This is a genomic window from Aureispira anguillae, assembly GCF_026000115.1.
Taxonomy (GTDB): domain Bacteria; phylum Bacteroidota; class Bacteroidia; order Chitinophagales; family Saprospiraceae; genus Aureispira; species Aureispira anguillae.
The window spans coordinates 2,028,030-2,045,597 of the sequence record NZ_AP026867.1 but is presented as its reverse complement, the minus strand read 5'-3'; the positions used below and the strand labels follow the sequence as shown (position 1 = coordinate 2,045,597).

Genomic DNA, 17,568 nt, shown 5'->3' with positions numbered 1-17,568 from the left:
TAGTTGCTAATTTATATAGGATTAAAAAATCCGCAACAAATTCTACCCAACAATTAAATACATAATTATGCAAAAATTTAAACATTGGGGAATCTTAACACTCCTATTTGCAGTTACCATAACGGTTAACCTCTTTGCACAAGAACCAAATGAAAGAACAATGAACAATTATCCCAAATCTTGGGAAGCCATCAACCAATTAGAATATGATGGTTTAACCAAGTCTGCTTTAGAAGAAACGCAAAAGCTCTACGCAACCATAAAAAAAGACAACAACAATTCTGCACAGACGGCTCAATTAATTAAAGCCCTTCTATTTATTAATAAATACCAAGCAAAATTGGAGGAAGATGGCTTGGTCAAAGCTATTGATAGATTTCAGAAAGAAGCTGAAACGGCCGTTTCTCCCATCAAACCCATTTTGCAGTCTATGGTGGCAGAAATGTACAACAATTACCTCCATCAACACCTATATAAGTTTCAAGATCGCACCCAAACTGAAGATTTTAAACAAGAAGACATTCGAACATGGGATGTCTCCAAAATCACGGCAAAATCCTTTGAATTATACCATTCTAGTATACAATTTTCAGATACCAAAACAATTGACATTAAAAACTTTGATGCCATTACTTATAATGCCTCTAATGTAGAGGGGTTACGACCAACACTTTTTGATTTTTTAGTGCATCGAGCACTTGACTTTTTTGAATCAGAGAAATATTATCTAAGTCAACCTGCCTTTAAATTTTATTTGGATTCCAAAGACTATTTTGCCGATGCCCAAACATTTATAGCACAAGAATTAACTGCAAAAGATAGTCTAGCAACTGAATTCCAGAGTTTGCGATTGTACCAAGAAGCGACCGCCTTTCATCTTCAAGACCAAGATCCTAGCGCCTTGGTTGATTTAGAATTGAGGCGCTTACAGTATGTTTTTAACAAATCTATTTTAGCCGACAAAAATCTATTGTATCTCCAACGTTTAGAGGCCTTACATACACAATACAAAGAACACGAAGTTGCCGCAGAAATTGCACACAAAATTGCGATTTATTACAACGATCAAGGCAATAAATACCAACCTTCTCCAACCGACCAATATCGTTGGGATATAAAAAAAGCTTATGAAATTTGCGAAACAGCCATCAAAAAACACCCCAAATCTTATGGCGCATCACATTGCAAAGCTTTAATGCAAAGCATACAACACAAAGACATTTCCTTGACCGTAGAAAAAATCAATCCTATCGATCAACCGATCTTGTCCTTGCTGTCTTACAAAAATCTAGACAAGATTTATTTTAAAGCAATCCCCGTTACTCGAAATCAATATGAAACCTTCCATGAAAAGTACGGCAAAAAGAAAACCGCTTACCTCAATCGCTTAACCAGTACCTATAAATGGAGTTTGAATCTAAAAAATGAAGGCGATTATCAAGCACATAGTATAGAATTTGAAATTCCCAAACTCCCCAATGGACATTATATCATTGTAGCCTCTGCCAATTCTGAATTTTCTTACCATAAAAATGGCATTGCCTATAGTTCCTTTTTTGTATCCAATATGAGCATGGTCAATCGACACCATCAAGGCGTTTTAGAGTGTTTTGTGAACCATAGGAGTACTGGACAACCACTTCATGGGGTAAAAGCAGATTTTTACATCTCAAAATACAACAGCTTATTGAGGCGTTATGAAACTGTCAAGTCACATAGCACTACGAGTGATGAGAATGGTTTTATTCAAGGGCTAAGTTCTAAAAATAAAAGCAATAATTACAACCACTCTTATCTGATAAAACTATCTCGAAAAGGAGACATTTTGTTTTTAGACGATTCTTATTATAATTATGAATCTAGTGTTCCTTCTCAGCAGCAACAAACACACTTTTTCTTAGACCGAGCCATTTATCGACCAGGGCAAACTATTCATTTTAAAGGTCTGGTATTGAATCAAATGAGCGATGGCAAAAATCCTAAAATTGTTCCCAACCAAAAACGCCATATTACGTTTTATGATGCCAATGGGCAAAAAGTAACTGATATGGAAGTAATGACCAACGAATATGGTTCTTATCATGGTTTTTTTACGGCTCCATTAGGTGGACTATTGGGACAAATGTATATACGAGATAACCAGAGTGGTAGCACAAAGTATTTTCGAGTAGAAGAATACAAACGTCCTAAATTTGAGGTGATTCCACTGCCTGTTAAAGAGTCTTTCAAAATCAATGATCTCGTTACGGTCAAAGGACATGCAAAAGCTTATGCAGGCAATAATATTGATGGTGCAAAGGTTCAGTATAGAGTCGTTCGCCAAGCCCATTTTCCTTATTGGAATTGGCGCTGGGGTTGGTACATTCCTTTTAATAGAAATCAACAAGAAATTGCCTTTGGAGAAACGACTACCAACGACAAAGGAGAATACCAAATCGAGTTCAAAGCCATTGCAGATCGTTCTATTCCCAAAGATAAAAATCCTGAATTCAGTTATACGGTTTATGCCACTGTTACTGATATTACAGGCGAAACCCATAGTAGCCAAACCAATGTTCGAGTAGGCTATATTGCTTTAGATGTTAATCTGAATGTCCCCGAAAATGTTGATAAAAATCAATTTAAACCCTTCACTATTCACAGCCAAAATTTGAATGGAGAATTTGAAGCTGCCCAAGGTCAAATTGTTATTGAACAATTAAAAACTCCAAAATTAGTTTACAAAACTCGTTTTTGGTCAAAACCTGACTATGAGCATTTAGACGAAGCTAGTTTTAAGAAAAAGTTCCCTGCCTATGCCTTCAAACATGAAGATGAAATCGACCATTGGGAGGTTAATAAAAAGGTTCTGACAATTGATTTTGACACTAAAAAATCCAAAGAACTAGTCCTAAAACCCATCAAAAAATGGAAACAGGGACGATATAGAATTACCTTAACCACTAAAGATAAATACGGTAGTCCAATAGAAATTCGAAAATCATTTACGATCTATAGCAACAAAGAAAAAGCAACACCACTCAACAATGCATTGTTTATTGCTCAGGAATCTTTCTATAATATTTCGCCCAATACGACTGTCCAATTGGACATAGGAAGCCACAACAAAGCAGCCTATTTGTTGTATGAATTAGAATATGACAACCAAATTATTTACAAAAAATGGCTACAGCCTAAAGGAAGAACCCAAATTGAGGTTCCCATAGAAGAAAAACATCGTGGCAACTTGCACTTTCATCTATCCAGCATTCAAGATGGTCGTTTTTATTCTAATGGTGGTACGATCTATGTTCCTTGGTCAAACAAAGATTTGAAGATAGAATATCTTACCTTCCGTGATAAGTTATACCCTGGACAAAAAGAGGAATGGAAAATTAAAATTTCTGGGCATAAAAGCGATCAAGTTGCTGCAGAACTTTTGGCAGGTATGTACGATGCCTCCTTAGATGCCTTTGCTGCCAATGCATGGAACTTTAATGTTCATCCTAGTTCTTATAGAGGACTTACCTTACAAGGGTATAATTCATTTACGCAAGCCAATTCTGATTTGCTTCAAGACGGCTGGAATCCTTATCTCCATGGCTGGTCTAGAACCTATCCAAACTTCAATTGGCATGGATTCTCCTTTTATGAATACCATTATTTATCAGAAGTTGTTTCAACATCTAGCATGAGTGGTGGAAGTAGACGCTTCAAAGCAGGTCGTCAATTAAGAGCTAAAAAAATGGCTGCTCCTGTTTCAGCGAACAGAGCGACGGAAGCAGCGGAAGAAGCTGAACAAAGTAAAGCAGAAGCCAGTATCGTGGCAGACTTTGACGGTGTTGCTGATACTGTAAATAAGCCCGTTGCACCAAATCAAGAAAATGACAAAGCACCCGAAGAAGATTTTGGCGATGTACAAGTACGTACCAATCTAAATGAAACGGTTTTCTTTTATCCTGATTTAATGACCGATAAGGAGGGCAATATCATTATCTCTTTTACCATGAATGAGGCACTTACTAAATGGAAGTTCATGCTTTTTGGGCATACCAAAGACCTTGCTACTGTTAGTGAAACAAAAGAAGTTGTTACCCAAAAAGATCTAATGGTAATGCCTAACCCTCCTCGCTTCTTTAGAGAAAAAGATGAAATTTTCTTTACCGCTAAGGTGAGTAATCTTACCGAAAAAGATATGAAGGGGCAAGCCAAACTCCAACTCTTTGATGCCATTTCTATGCAGCCCATTGATGCTCAATTTGGAAATACGAATGCAACCTTGCCCTTTGAGGCAAAAGCAGGACAATCTGCGCCTTTGGCTTGGAAGCTTAATGTCCCCGATGGATGGACCACTGCTATTGTTCATCGAGTGGTTGCCAAAGCTGGTGATTTTTCAGATGGTGAAGAAGCTGCTTTGCCTGTCTTAACCAATCGTATGCTCGTTACTGAAACACAGCCCTTGCCCATTCGAGGAAATCAAACCAAGGATTTTACCTTCAAACGCATGGCTGAAGTAACCAAGTCTAGCTCTATGAAGCATCATAAACTCACCTTAGAGTTTACTCAAAATCCTGCTTGGTATGCCATCCAATCGCTGCCCTATTTGATGGAGTATCCTTATGAATGTACGGAGCAAATTTTCTCTCGATACTACGCCAATAGTCTGGCTTCTGATGTTGCCAATTCGCATCCTAAGGTTAAACGAGTTTTTGACCAGTGGAAAACCATTGATACCGATGCCTTAAAGAGTAATTTGTCCAAAAACCAAGAACTCAAATATGCCTTATTGGAAGAAACGCCTTGGGTCTTAGCGGCTCAAAGTGAAGCAGTCCAAAAGAAAAACATTGGCGTCTTGTTTGACCTCAATCGCATGGGCAATGAATTGGCAAAAGCTAGGGATAAAATGGCAGATCGTCAATTGGCGAATGGTGGTTTTAGTTGGATGCCTGGCGGTAGAGACAGTTGGTATATTTCTCAATACATTGTAGAGGGAATGGGACATCTTAATCAACTGGGCGTTAAAGACATCAAAGGCGATCCTAAAATGGCGAATATGATTCGTCGAGCCGTTAATTATATTGATGTGGAGTTGGCTCGTCATTATCAAGAGCTCCTTAAATGGGCAAAACGCAGCAAAAACGAGAAAGAATACCTCGAAAGAGATCATCTCAATCAAATGGTCATTCACTATTTCTATGCGAGAACTTTCTTTTTGGATCAAAAAATCAATAATCCTACCACCCTCAAAGCCATCCAATATTACGAAGGGCAAGCCCTTAAATACTGGAGAAATAAGTCCATGTACATGCAAGGGCTTTTGGCACTTGGTTTCCATCGAAAAGGAACCGATTTAGAAACACCTAAAAAAATTGTCGCTGCTGCTAAAGAAAATGCCCTCAACCATGAAGAACTCGGCATGTATTGGAAGTACCCTTCTGGCTACTTTTGGTATCAATTGCCCATCGAAACCCACGCTTTGATGATTGAGGTTTTTGAAGTTGTGGCAAAAGATGCTAAAGCCGTTGAAGATCTCAAAGTTTGGTTACTAAAAGCCAAGCAAACCACCCATTGGAAAACCACTAAGGCTACAGCGGCAGCTTCTTATGCCTTATTGATGACGGGTAACAACTGGCTCTTGGACGATCAAGAGATTGAAATTACTATGGGGGGCAAAAAATTGGATCAATCCAAAATCAAAAAAGAAGCGGGTACGGGCTATTTCAAAACTTCTTGGCAAGCCAATGAAATTACCAATGACATGGCTAACATTACCGTCAAAAATCCTAATAATGTCGTTGCTTGGGGTGCCTTATATTGGCAATATTTTGAAGATTTGGACAAAATTACCCACTTCAAAGAAACACCGCTCAAACTCAATAAAAAACTCTTCAAACAAATCAATACCGACAGAGGTCCTGTTCTTAAACCCATTGAAAAAGAAACCTTGGAGCCTGGCGATTTGATCAAAGTACGTATTGAATTAACCGTAGATCGTGCCATGGAATATGTACACATGAAGGATATGCGTGCCGCTGGATTGGAACCGACCAATGTATTGAGTCAATACAAATATCAAGGAGGGTTAGGTTATTACGAAAGCACCAGAGATGCTTCTACCAATTTCTTCTTTGGTTATTTAGCCAAAGGCACTTACGTTTTTGAATATCCGTTGAGAGTCAACCACAAGGGCGATTTCTCCAATGGTATTACCACTATTCAATGCATGTATGCCCCCGAATTTACGGCACATTCGGAAGGCATTCGTTTGAGTATACAATAAAAATAAAATGGGCGTATTGGATTATATCCTACGCCCATTTTTTATTTTAAGGATTAGCTTTATAGCTCGAATCGTTCAAGATTCTATTGTGTAAATAGTTTATTCATAAATTCAGTCAATAAGACATTGCGTTGCTTTGCTGGCAATTGATTGAGAATGTTATTAATCATCTCCAAATCATCGGGTAAGCCTGCCCCTTCTCCTCCTCCTCCTAAACCTAGCATTCCAGCTAAATTATCAAAAGTTTCAGCGTTCATATTCTCCAACATGGGGGCAAACATAGCAGGGTCCAGTGCCATTTCGGGGGCATCCTTTTGCTTTAGTTCCTCAATTGCTATTTTTAAATCTTCTAATAACTCTGCAATAAAAGGAACATTCGCTCGATTGATACTCAAATGCAAGGCTTCTTTAGCGCAATTGGAAGCCAATTGAACTTGAATGTGCCAGCCTCTTTTGGTCATCCAATCACTAATGGCAAAAATATTGACCCTAGGATCTGTAGAAGCAATTGCAATGAGATTAATATCAGGATCACCCATTACTTCCAATTCAGGAATTTTTTCAATACCAGCCCTGCACAACTGAGCTGCTTCTTGACAACCTTTTACAATATCAATGTAGCCTTCTTGCCCAATATGATTTAAAGTAGCCCATGCTCCAGCCAAAGGACCTCCTGTTTTGCTAGATAAAACCGTTGGGTTAATAATTGTATACCCTGACCAACTAGAGCAAGCAAAAATTTGATGTCTTCTCAAATCCCTACTTTTGTGCAAAATGCAAGAAGCTCCTTTGGCAGCATAACCATACTTGTGAAAATCTGCCGACATAGAAGTAACGCCATCCACTCTAAAATCAAACAAAGGCATATCATATCCAGCCATTTTAGCAAAAGGCAAATAAAAACCACCCACACAAGCATCTACATGACATAAAATTCCTTTTGCTTTTGCCAAAGCAGCTAAGGCTTCTATTGGGTCGATCACTCCATGTGCATAAGAAGGAGCAGAACCTACAATCAAAATCGTATTCTCTGTAATCGCATTTTTAACCAATTCAGGATCCACCTTAAACGTTTTCTTATCAACAGGAACCATCACAATCTTTACCCCCAAATAATGTCCTGCTTTGTGGAAAGCAGCATGAGCAGTTTCTCCAACAATCAACTCAGGTTCTTTGATTTCAGGGCGATGCGTTCTAAAATAATCTCTAGCTGTTTTCACAGCCAAGATAATGCTTTCAGTGCCCCCAGAAGTAAAATTTCCGACCACCTCATCATCTCCCCCTAATAAATCTTTTGCCATCCCAATCAATTCATTCTCTAGGCGCAGCAAACTAGGAAAAGCTGTAGGATCCAAACCATTTTCTATTAGATACATTTTATAGGCTTCCTTGGTTAAGGTCTCCGTTTCTTTTTTGGGTTCATAAACATAAGCCAACACTTTGCCCGAATCCCAAGGAACATCATTGCTTTTCATAGCGGTTAATTGCTCTAAAATATCTTTTGCATCTAGTCCCCTTTGAGGAATAGAAATTGTCTTGGTGTTCGTTTCCATAGCTAAAAAATGTTTAAACAGTAATTTTTTACAATTAATACTCCATTGCTTTTTTAGTTTTTTAGTTCGCTATGCTCATGAGAATAGTTAATAAAAAACATAAAAAAGCAGTGCCTTCGCTTTTACCTACGGTGCTAGGCATTCCAGTTGGTACACAGTACCAAGCTGCTCGTGCACTATGTTTATGTGGTATAGCTTTGGCTACAAGCATGCCCAGTTCACTGCGTTCATGCATCACATTGATTATCAGCTTTTATAGCTTTAAACTACAGAAACATATAACACTAATAATCAATGTGGTGTGATTTACTACGTGAGCCTTGTTACTCACTCTGTTTGTTACTCGTACCTCGTGAGCCAGCAAGCTGGGTTCGTGAGGTCGCAAGCTCTGTTCGGGTTTTCAACGGAGTAATGTTACAATGCGATTAGAAGTTATTACAAATGAAATGACCTTCAAAAAAACTTGCATTTTCGCCTATACAACTCTATTATTTCATGAGTGCTGCGCAGTTCGTAATAACTTTTTATAAAAATAATCAAATCTATATTTTAAATAAATAGCAAAAGATATTTGTAAAGTTTTGAAAATTGTTATAAAACTCATTCCTTGCAAGTATGAAAGCAATGATATTTGCGGCAGGTTTAGGAACTCGCTTACGTCCTCTAACCAACGACCGCCCCAAAGCCTTGGTAGAAGTGCACGGAAAAACACTTTTACAACATGCAATAGAGCACCTTAAACAATTTGGTATTACTTCTATTGTTGTGAACATTCATCATTTTGGCGAGAAAGTTTTAGCGGTACTCGATCAACATCAAAATTTTGGCTGTGAAATAATTATTTCTGATGAGCGATCTGAACTCCTAGAAACAGGAGGTGGATTAAAAAAAGCTGCTGCGTATTTCAACAATGAAAATGCCATTGTCGTTTACAATGTGGATGTTTTATCCAATATTGATTTGCAAAAAATGCTGCTGTACCACCAACAACATCAAGCTTTAGCTACTTTAGCTACTCGCAATCGCATCAGTTCTCGTTACTTGTTATTCAATGAACAACAAGAACTTTGTGGCTGGACCAATACAAAAACCAAGGAAATTAAAAACGTTCGAGCAGCCAAAAAAACGAATCACTATGCTTTTAGTGGCATTCATATTATTGATCCTAAGTTGTTGCCGTTAATTCAGCAGGAAGGTAAGTTTTCGATTACCACTACCTATTTAGATTTGGCTACCCAGCACAAAATTATAGCCTATCCTCATGACAAAGATTATTGGTTTGATGTAGGAAAACCAGAAAATTTAGCGAAAGCAGTTCGTTTCCTAGATCTAAAAAAGAACAGTTAGATTTACAATTGGATTATCGTTCTTTACTTTTAATTGCCTTGTTATTCTTACCTTCGCATTAAGACAAATTTGCCTTTGATTTTTTTTATAAAACAAATAAAACTTACGCCAAAAACAATGAGTCAGAAAAATGAAGGTTGGCATTTTGCCAAAATTTTTTTATTATTTATAGGTCTAGAATTAGTGCTTTATACCCTAATTGTTTATTTAGATTTGTTGGGGCTAAAATCTGATTTTGCCAAACGAGATCCCTCTTTTATGGCTTTTTACGGCATCTCTTCCATTTTATTTTTTGTATTTATAAAAAAATTAGATAAAAAGTAAACCACCTTTTAAATACAAATCATAGCATACGTTTTAGGTCACTGAATCTAAAACGTTTTTTTGTAGAAGATTATCAAATCTAAAGTCCTCTCTTTTCCACTTCCTTCCTTTGCTTCCTATCCAAGTGAAAATATCTTTTTTCCGAAATCCATTGTCTTAGAGTACTTTTTTATATTAAAAAAAACATAAAATAAAATACTTAGCATCTAAACATTATGCTCTTTTCCAAAATATAATTTCAAAAAACAACACAAAACAGCATAAAATATTAATAAATAAAATTTAACCTTAACTAAATAAGGTTTTATTAGTTCTTTTTTAAAAAGAATTATGTTTCAATAAAGCATTATTCAACAAAATATAATTCTTTGTTTTTATCATTTTTCTATCTATAATTGCCCCAAGAACTAAAAACACAAACTAAGACAGACCAACACAGAATGATATTCCCCCGTAGATTTTGCCTTACCCCTCAAGGAATACAACAACGATAACAAGGCATACTTAACACCAAAAATCATACTTATTCTGTTACTAATTAAAACTTTCTAAAATGAAAAAGTTACTATTTTTTCTATTACTTTGCTCAGGAACAATTCTGGGGCAAAACAACCTCACCCTTTCAAATGCTAACAACCAACACAGCACAATCCATGCACCTCTAAAAATTGGAGATGAAGAGGCACTGAATCTTCAAACTCAGCATCCATATAACACCAATGGTACTACAGGTATCATCTTCGAAAAAGAATTCTATTCTAAAAACTCTTCTTATATCAAACTCTATTTCAAAAATTTTAACTTAGCGCCTGGCGACTACGTAGAAATTACAAGCCCCAATACAGGAGAGTCAATTATTTATGGAGGTCAAGGCAAAATCATTGATGCCAATATGACCATGATTAGTGATTTCTGGACAAAGGTGCTCTTTGACGAACGAGTCATTGTAAGACTTCATGCACAAAATGTATCTAACTATTATGGTTTTGACATTGCAAGAGTTGCTTATGGCTATCCTCAGGCAAAAATTGATGAGATATTAGCCTCTAAATCAATTTGTGGAGGAGATGAAAAAGAGCCTATCATCTGCTATAATGGTACAACAATGTATAACAAAGGTAAAGCCGTTTGTCGTTTGTTAATCAATGGTTCTTCTCTTTGTACAGGATGGCTATTGGGTTGTGATGGCAACTTAATGACCAATAATCATTGTGTTGGAAATGCTTCTTCTGCTGCCAATACGGATTTTATGTTCAACTATCATTATACCAACTGTAACGGCACAGGTAATTCAACCTCTGATGTAGTTGCTTCTTCTTCTACCTTTATCAAAACCAGTTCTAGCTTAGATTATACCTTATTAAAGTTGCCTGTAAATCCTACGAGCACTTATGGTTATTTGAGCCTAAGTTCTGTTGCACCAGCAGTTAATGACCGCATTTACATTGTTGGTCACCCTGGAGGACGACGCAAAGAAATTACAGTAAAAACAGATCAAGGTGGCGATGCCAATGGCAATGCTCAAGTAAACCAAGTAACCACTAATGGAATCCGTTATTATGCTGACACAGAAGGTGGTAGTTCGGGATCTCCAGTACTAGATTACAACTCCAACTTAGTAGTAGCGATTCACAATACGGGTGGCTGCACCAATGGTTCTTACGGTAGAAGTGATAAATTAATTGCCGATATTGGTAGTGCAATGCCCAATTGTGGCGTAGATAATGGTGGCAGCACAACGCCTCCAACTTCGTGTGGGACAACTGTTAGTTCATTTCCATATACAGAGAGTTTTGAAAACACATTAGGAGCTTGGATGCAAGGTAGTGGAGACAACTTCGATTGGGCAACTAGATCAGGTAGCACTCCTTCTAGCAATACAGGGCCTAGCGCAGCAAGTAGTGGAACGTATTACATTTACATGGAGTCTTCTAGTCCTAATTATTCTACTAAAACTGCGATTCTTAATAGCCCTTGTTTTGACTTGTCGGGACTTAGCTCTCCTTCATTAACATTCAAGTATCACATGTATGGAGCTACTTCAATGGGGAATCTAAAATTAGAAGCAAGTACAGATGGTACAACTTGGACCTCTATTTGGTCAAAAGCAGGCAATCAAGGTAATTCTTGGCAAACGGCTACGGTTAGTTTAGCTGCTTATACTAGTGCTAATAATTTAAAGCTGCGTTTTAATGGAACAACAGGAACTACTTGGCAAGGAGATATGGCTGTTGATGCTTTCTCTATTAGTGGTGGCAGCACTACTCCTAGCTGTATCGCAACTAGCTTAAGCCTAACCTTTGATAACTATCCTGAAGAAACCAGTTGGACCATCAAAAACAATGCAGGAACTACTGTTGCTTCTGGTGGCACTTATGCTAGCCAAGCCGATGGCTCTACCTTAGTTATTAATCAATGTTTGGATGCAGGTTGTTATACTCTAACCATCAACGATAGTTATGGTGATGGCATCTGCTGTGCGTATGGCAATGGTTCTTATACCCTAACCAACAATGCAACAGGAGCTACCTTAGCTTCAGGAGGCAGTTTTACTTCTTCTGAAACCAAAAGTTTCTGTGTAGGCAGTGCAAGAACAGAGTCTACTTCTATTGCTGAGGTAAACAATACTGCTGCAAGCACTTTTCTAAGTGTTGGCCCTAATCCATTTAATGATTATTTAGAAATCCAAACCAATATTGAAGGACTATCTCAATATACCTTAACCAATCTACAAGGTCAGGTTGTAAAAACAGGAAGCATCAACAACAAAACGGTTCTATTAAATGATTTAAACCCTGGCGTTTATTTCATTACGTTTGCAAATGATAAAAAACAGTTGGTTAGAAAGGTGATTAAACAATAATAAATAAAGGGTTTATTAACTCACTACATCTAAGTACCACAATGTTGAAGGTTATCGGAATTCATTTTCTGATAGCCTTTTTTTATAAAAATCATTGTTTATAAATAATCCTAAGAAGGATAACTTTCAGTCCTCCCAAAAGAGCATCAAAGGATAAAAGAAGAAGGTTACCAGAATTCCCCTGATAACCTTCTTTACAAAAAGGATTACTTCCTTATGTATTCAAACCTATTGTTTGACAAACTTTTCTGTAAATCGCTCTCCTGATTCATCCTCCAAAGTTACAAAGTAAATTCCTTGAGGCAGTTCAGATACATCAAATTGCATTTGATAAGCTCTTACGGCTTGTGTTTGCAATAAACGACCGTGAATACTGTATACAGACGCTTGCACAAAATGTTTGTTTCTAGCCTGAATTTGAACCGCTATCTTGTTGGAAGCTGGATTAGGAAAGATGGCAAATTGTGCATTTTGTCCTGTCCAAACACCCCCTGTTGAAGTATTGCGACGAGCCAAGGCTTCTATTTTGGCATATTGATAAGGGTTATTTCCTTGATTAATATGAATAAGGTTTCTAGCCTCTTCTTGGTAAACACCGTCACGAGTAGCAATTTCTTCCAAGGCAGTTAAGCTCGTAGTATTTAGAACTAAACCTTGGTTATTTTTCAAGAGGTTAAGGTAAATTTTTGCTAAGGTTAGTTGGTCTTCTTCTACTTGATCTACACCATTTATGGCATTCAATTTTTGGGTAGCCAGTGTATAGTTTCCTTTTCGGACTTCGTAATAATACTCGATCCACAAACGGTCATTCCCTTTCCAAGAGTAGCTATTCACCAATTGAAATAAGGCATCTACTTCATTTTCTAGTGATAGGTTTTGCATCAAACTATTGGTAATGGCTAAAGTTGTCTTGCTGTCTTCTTGGTACAAATTTCTGAGCTCTGTATGGTAATTGGCCGTTAATAACAAATCATCTGTTTGTAGTTGGCGCTGAGCTACTAAACCAATCAACTGATCATTATCATCATCACAATGTAGGTTTGCATCAACAGTAGGATTAGCTATATCTTGATTTCCACAGGCAGCAGCCGAATGTGCAGGAGTGCCCACTGCGGTTGCATTGGATAAATTAGCTGCATTGGCTCCAAAATGATCATTTCTAGAAACCACCCCAGCATTTGTTGCTTCGATATCAAAGGCATCGTTATTGCTAATAAAAGTATTGTTTTCGCTTCTTCTACCTACTGGTGTTGGGAAACCAAGCCCCATACTCTGCATATTATTCACCCACAAGCCTGCATTGGTATAATTATAGAGATAGTTGTGTCTAAAGACAGGCAACAGTGGAAAAGCTGTAAGATTTGGATTGTTATAATCAAAAGCAATTGCAGTTGTTGTATTCTTAACACAATTTCCTTCAAAAACCGCATTAACAGGCACACGCCCTGCATAGTTAGTAGTTCCAATAATAGAATACATAGGATCAAAATAAATGCCTATGATTTCATGGCTACTCTCTAAATCCAGATCCATATCAATGTCATTACAAGCCACCAATAAGGTAACACTAGCACCCGAAGCTGATCCTGCCATAAATCTAAATCCTCTAATATAAATTCCAAACAAATGGCTTTTAATGGTATTCTTAATAATTCTAGTACTTAAATTTCTAACCGAATTATCTGAAAAAATTCCAATTTCAAAGCCATCTATCTCATTTGCCTCGATTGTAAAATGCCCCTCATTGCCCAAGTAAATGGCACCTGTTCCAACAAATCTATTATTAATAGGATTGGTTACCTGAGAAGGATCAAGAACCTCCGCTGAATTTACAAAGTGATTGTTTCTTACCAAAGCGCTATAGCCCATATTAGCCGTTCCCTCTAAGGTAACCTGATAATCTGCTTCATCTGCATTAGAACGTCTGGTCACTTCAAAAAAGTTATTTTCTATGGTCACATTCCTAGATCTCATAAGCACAATTGCTCTATCGTTATTGGTAAAGCTATTCTTAGAAATGTTCTCACCTCCTGTACCTGTCAAATTAATTCCCTCAAAACGAACCGTAGTAACAAAGTTGGTTCCTTTAATAAAATCATTTTGGCTGATTGGATAATGCATGCCTCGATCTTGCCTAGCAATAAGCATTCCTCTAAAGGTAGTTGTTGGGTTCGTATAATTAATTCGTTCTACCTTATCGTCAATTTTAAAGGTATTTCCTGTGATGCCTCCATTGTAATTCAATTCGTCGTCAATTCTGATTCCTGTTCCACAATTGATAAAAAGATTGTTCGTTATTTCTACTGAAGTATTTGCATTTCCACGTGCCGAACGTCTATCTGTATTAATTGCAGTAATGGCATTCACAAAGGTACATTCATTAAATGTTGCATGAATTAGCCCACCAAAAGGCTGAATTCTAACTCCTCCCCAAGTTTCAAACTCTTCACAAGGTCTAAAAATAGTATTGTGCGCAATAATAGTTCCTCGTCCTTCTATACGAATAAGGCTGTTTCTACCTGCTACAACATCTGAATTGGTAAAATCAATTGTTGTAAAACCAGCCGTTCCAATAACGTGCAGCAATACCTCATCTCCAAGATAAACTTTATTGGGCAAGATATGATGTTGACCGTCATCTACCAAAAAGGTTTTAGCCCCCGTCTGGCGAATACCATAAGCCGCTAGAAGCGCTAAATCTGCTCCTTCATCAATTTGCAAATAATCTGTATTGCCACGAGCTGGACAACAATTTTCTGTTTCTACATCGATCGAAGCTGTTCCGTGACAGCCATTTGTATCGACAACTGTTGCGGTATAAGTATTGGCACCCAATGTTGGTGTTAAAGTCACTGGGTTAACCGTAATTGGATTGGTAATTCCTGTTCCTGTCCAAGCAATGGCAGCAATTGTTCCAATCGTATTATTGGCGGTTAGAGTTATATCATCTCCAAAACACAAAACACCTGTTTCAGAGGGCGTTAGATCAACAATAGGATTGGGATTTACAACGACTGTTGTTTCTGCTGTATCAGAACAAGCATAAAGCGAGTCATTGGAGGTAGCTATTACAGTATAAGTTGTTGTATTGCTGGGGGCTACACTAATAGTCGATCCCGTTTGATTGGTTGGTTGCCAGATGTAAGAAAAACCAACAGAAGATGGATTAATAACATAGCTTGCATTGGCTGTTAAATCAGTCGTTTCGCCTTCACAAATTACAGCATTAGCATCAATGGTAAGCAGCACTTCACCCACACTCAAAGCAATACTATCACTCGTTTCACAAGACAAAGAATCAATAAGAGTTGCTCTATATATTCTATCTTGATTTGGAGTCACTACTATTGTCATTCCGCCTTGCCCTAAGGTTATCCAATTTGCTCCGATCTGTTCTTCCCATATAATCGTAAATGGTCCTGTTACTCCTTGTAGATTGGCTGTTAAAGTAACGGATTCTCCAGCACACAATAACGAATCGCCTGTAATGGTAACCATTGGATTGGACACGGTAACCTTAGCAGAATCCACAACCGTACAAGCTGTAATGGTATCGGTAACGGTAACGTAGTAAGTTGTTGTTAGAGTTGGGTTAACAAGAATAGAAGCACTAGTGTCTCCTGTACTCCAAAGATAAGTAGCTCCTAAAAAATTGCCCTCAACATTTGCCTCTAAATCAACAGCTTCTCCTGCACAAATTAATGTATCCTGATTGATCTCAACACCCAAACTATCGCTACAACAAGTTGACCCCCTTAACCAAGACAGCGTAATATCTGTTGGGTTGGCATGATTAACGGTCTGATTTAAAGTACTTCTAGTAAAAGTAACGGTACGAGATGTTATCCCTATATTTGTTGTTGTCAATCCTAAGCTATCTGCACAAGGAGTCATAGCATTAGAATCTGTTTTAGCAATATACACTTGGTTATTGTTATTGCTTCCAATCAAAGAGAACGTGCCGTCACTAAGCGGAAGTACCTCTGCTCCTGTTGTCGTAGCGCTCAGTCTAGTATATCTCAATACCGCTCCGTTAGTGTTTAAGTGCGCTATTTTAGCTCCTCCCACTTCATTGTCTGCCACATGCGCAATATAACCTTGTAAAACTCCATTGTTTAGGATGGGTTGAAAATTATTCATACGGTGAATAAAACTATTGGTCGTATTGTATCGATGACTGCGTACGACCATTGAGTCTACCGTAGCTTCGTTAGGATCAATTTCTACAAAAATTGGTCTCGTATTGTTCGAATTGGTTGACCCTAAATGGACATGCCCTGTTCCTATAATTGTACCTTGTGGACTAAGATAAATATCATCAAATATTGCATTAAAAGCGTTGTTGATACTATATTCCCAAGAGGCTAAGACGGCTCCATTATTTGCTATTTGCATCAATAAAGCTCTATGATTCGACCCTACGCTCCTTGAACCACTAATATAAATGGTGTTATTATTGGTTGCATCCTCCAACAAAGCATAGGTCCAGTACGAATTGGTCGCACCATAAGTATTACTCCATAACAAATTTGCGTTTTCGTCTAATCTAGCCAAATACACCTCACTATAACTATCAGAAACCCCTGTTACTAAAAAAGTAGGATTTCCGTTCACATCATTTTCATTGGATTCAATAACTTCTGTGATAATTGAGTTCCTAGAATTGTTAAAGGTAGCAGTTGCGATTACATCCCCTCGATTAGCTCCAGTCCCTTCAACACGAAGCAACCACATATCTCTATCTCCTGTTCCATGATTGGCATACCCTGCTACCACAATGCTATTATCAGCAGCCTGTATAACCGTAAAAAAGTGATCGTCATTTGCCCAGCCATAAGCCCTTGACCATTCTATAACGCCTGTATTGGGATCCATTTCAGCTAAAAAGCCATCTCTTCCAGAACTATTATTAACTGCATTTTCTGTCCTTCCTGCAATGAGCAAATTCCCATTATTCAGCTCTATTATAGACGCTCCAGCATCAATGCTATTCAAGCGATCTAGGGTCAATTCAAAGGGCACTTGTGCCTGAAGTTTATTACTGATTAGCCAGCAAGACAAAATCAGTAATAAACCACTAAAAAATCGTCGTTTCATTTTGTTTGGTTTTTAATTTTTGATATTTAATTACCCTACAAAACTAGACGATTTAAGCCCCAGAATCCTGTACAATTGCTCAACAAACAAAAGTAGTTGCTGAAGTGTAAGTTCTGACTGCTAAA

6 protein-coding genes are annotated in these 17,568 nt (G+C 37.7%); 4 read left to right on the top strand and 2 right to left on the bottom strand.

Features of this window, described 5'->3' with window-relative positions; all coding sequences use genetic code 11:
- The first annotated feature begins 67 nt into the window (after positions 1-67).
- Positions 68-6,259, top strand: a complete 6,192-nt coding sequence (locus tag AsAng_RS07950) for an alpha-2-macroglobulin family protein (protein WP_264792234.1) — start codon at positions 68-70, stop codon at positions 6,257-6,259.
- Between the two features lie 83 nt (positions 6,260-6,342).
- Here the strand turns inward: AsAng_RS07950 and AsAng_RS07945 are convergent, their stop codons facing one another.
- The gene (locus tag AsAng_RS07945; RefSeq protein WP_264792233.1) at positions 6,343-7,812 is read right to left on the bottom strand and encodes a pyridoxal phosphate-dependent decarboxylase family protein; all 1,470 of its coding nucleotides are present in this window, start codon (positions 7,810-7,812) and stop codon (positions 6,343-6,345) included.
- 615 nt (positions 7,813-8,427) lie between these two features.
- On the opposite strand from AsAng_RS07945, the gene AsAng_RS07940 reads away from it, so the two are divergent.
- The 3 genes from AsAng_RS07940 to AsAng_RS07930 all read left to right on the top strand — a co-directional run bounded on the left by AsAng_RS07940 (position 8,428) and on the right by AsAng_RS07930 (position 12,346).
- Positions 8,428-9,159 carry a nucleotidyltransferase family protein gene (locus tag AsAng_RS07940; RefSeq protein WP_319993639.1) on the top strand — a complete coding sequence of 244 codons (732 nt, stop codon included), beginning with the start codon at positions 8,428-8,430 and terminating at the stop codon, positions 9,157-9,159.
- Between the two features lie 117 nt (positions 9,160-9,276).
- Positions 9,277-9,483, top strand: coding sequence for a hypothetical protein (locus AsAng_RS07935; RefSeq protein ID WP_264792232.1), 207 nt, complete (start codon positions 9,277-9,279; stop codon positions 9,481-9,483).
- 553 nt (positions 9,484-10,036) lie between these two features.
- A complete protein-coding gene (locus AsAng_RS07930) occupies positions 10,037-12,346 on the top strand; it encodes a trypsin-like peptidase domain-containing protein (RefSeq protein ID WP_264792231.1) in 2,310 nt (769 codons plus the stop codon).
- A 228-nt stretch (positions 12,347-12,574) separates the two neighbouring features.
- Here AsAng_RS07930 and AsAng_RS07925 read toward each other — a convergent pair whose 3' ends face one another.
- Entirely contained in the window at positions 12,575-17,443 is a 4,869-nt protein-coding gene (locus AsAng_RS07925; protein WP_264792230.1) for a T9SS type A sorting domain-containing protein, read from the bottom strand.
- Positions 17,444-17,568 lie beyond the last annotated feature (125 nt).

Coding starts and splice junctions, on each gene's coding strand:
- AsAng_RS07950 (WP_264792234.1), top strand. CDS start 68: ATGCAAAAATTTAAACATTGGGGAATCTTAACACTCCTATTTGCAGTT.
- AsAng_RS07945 (WP_264792233.1), bottom strand. CDS start 7,812: ATGGAAACGAACACCAAGACAATTTCTATTCCTCAAAGGGGACTAGAT.
- AsAng_RS07940 (WP_319993639.1), top strand. CDS start 8,428: ATGAAAGCAATGATATTTGCGGCAGGTTTAGGAACTCGCTTACGTCCT.
- AsAng_RS07935 (WP_264792232.1), top strand. CDS start 9,277: ATGAGTCAGAAAAATGAAGGTTGGCATTTTGCCAAAATTTTTTTATTA.
- AsAng_RS07930 (WP_264792231.1), top strand. CDS start 10,037: ATGAAAAAGTTACTATTTTTTCTATTACTTTGCTCAGGAACAATTCTG.
- AsAng_RS07925 (WP_264792230.1), bottom strand. CDS start 17,443: ATGAAACGACGATTTTTTAGTGGTTTATTACTGATTTTGTCTTGCTGG.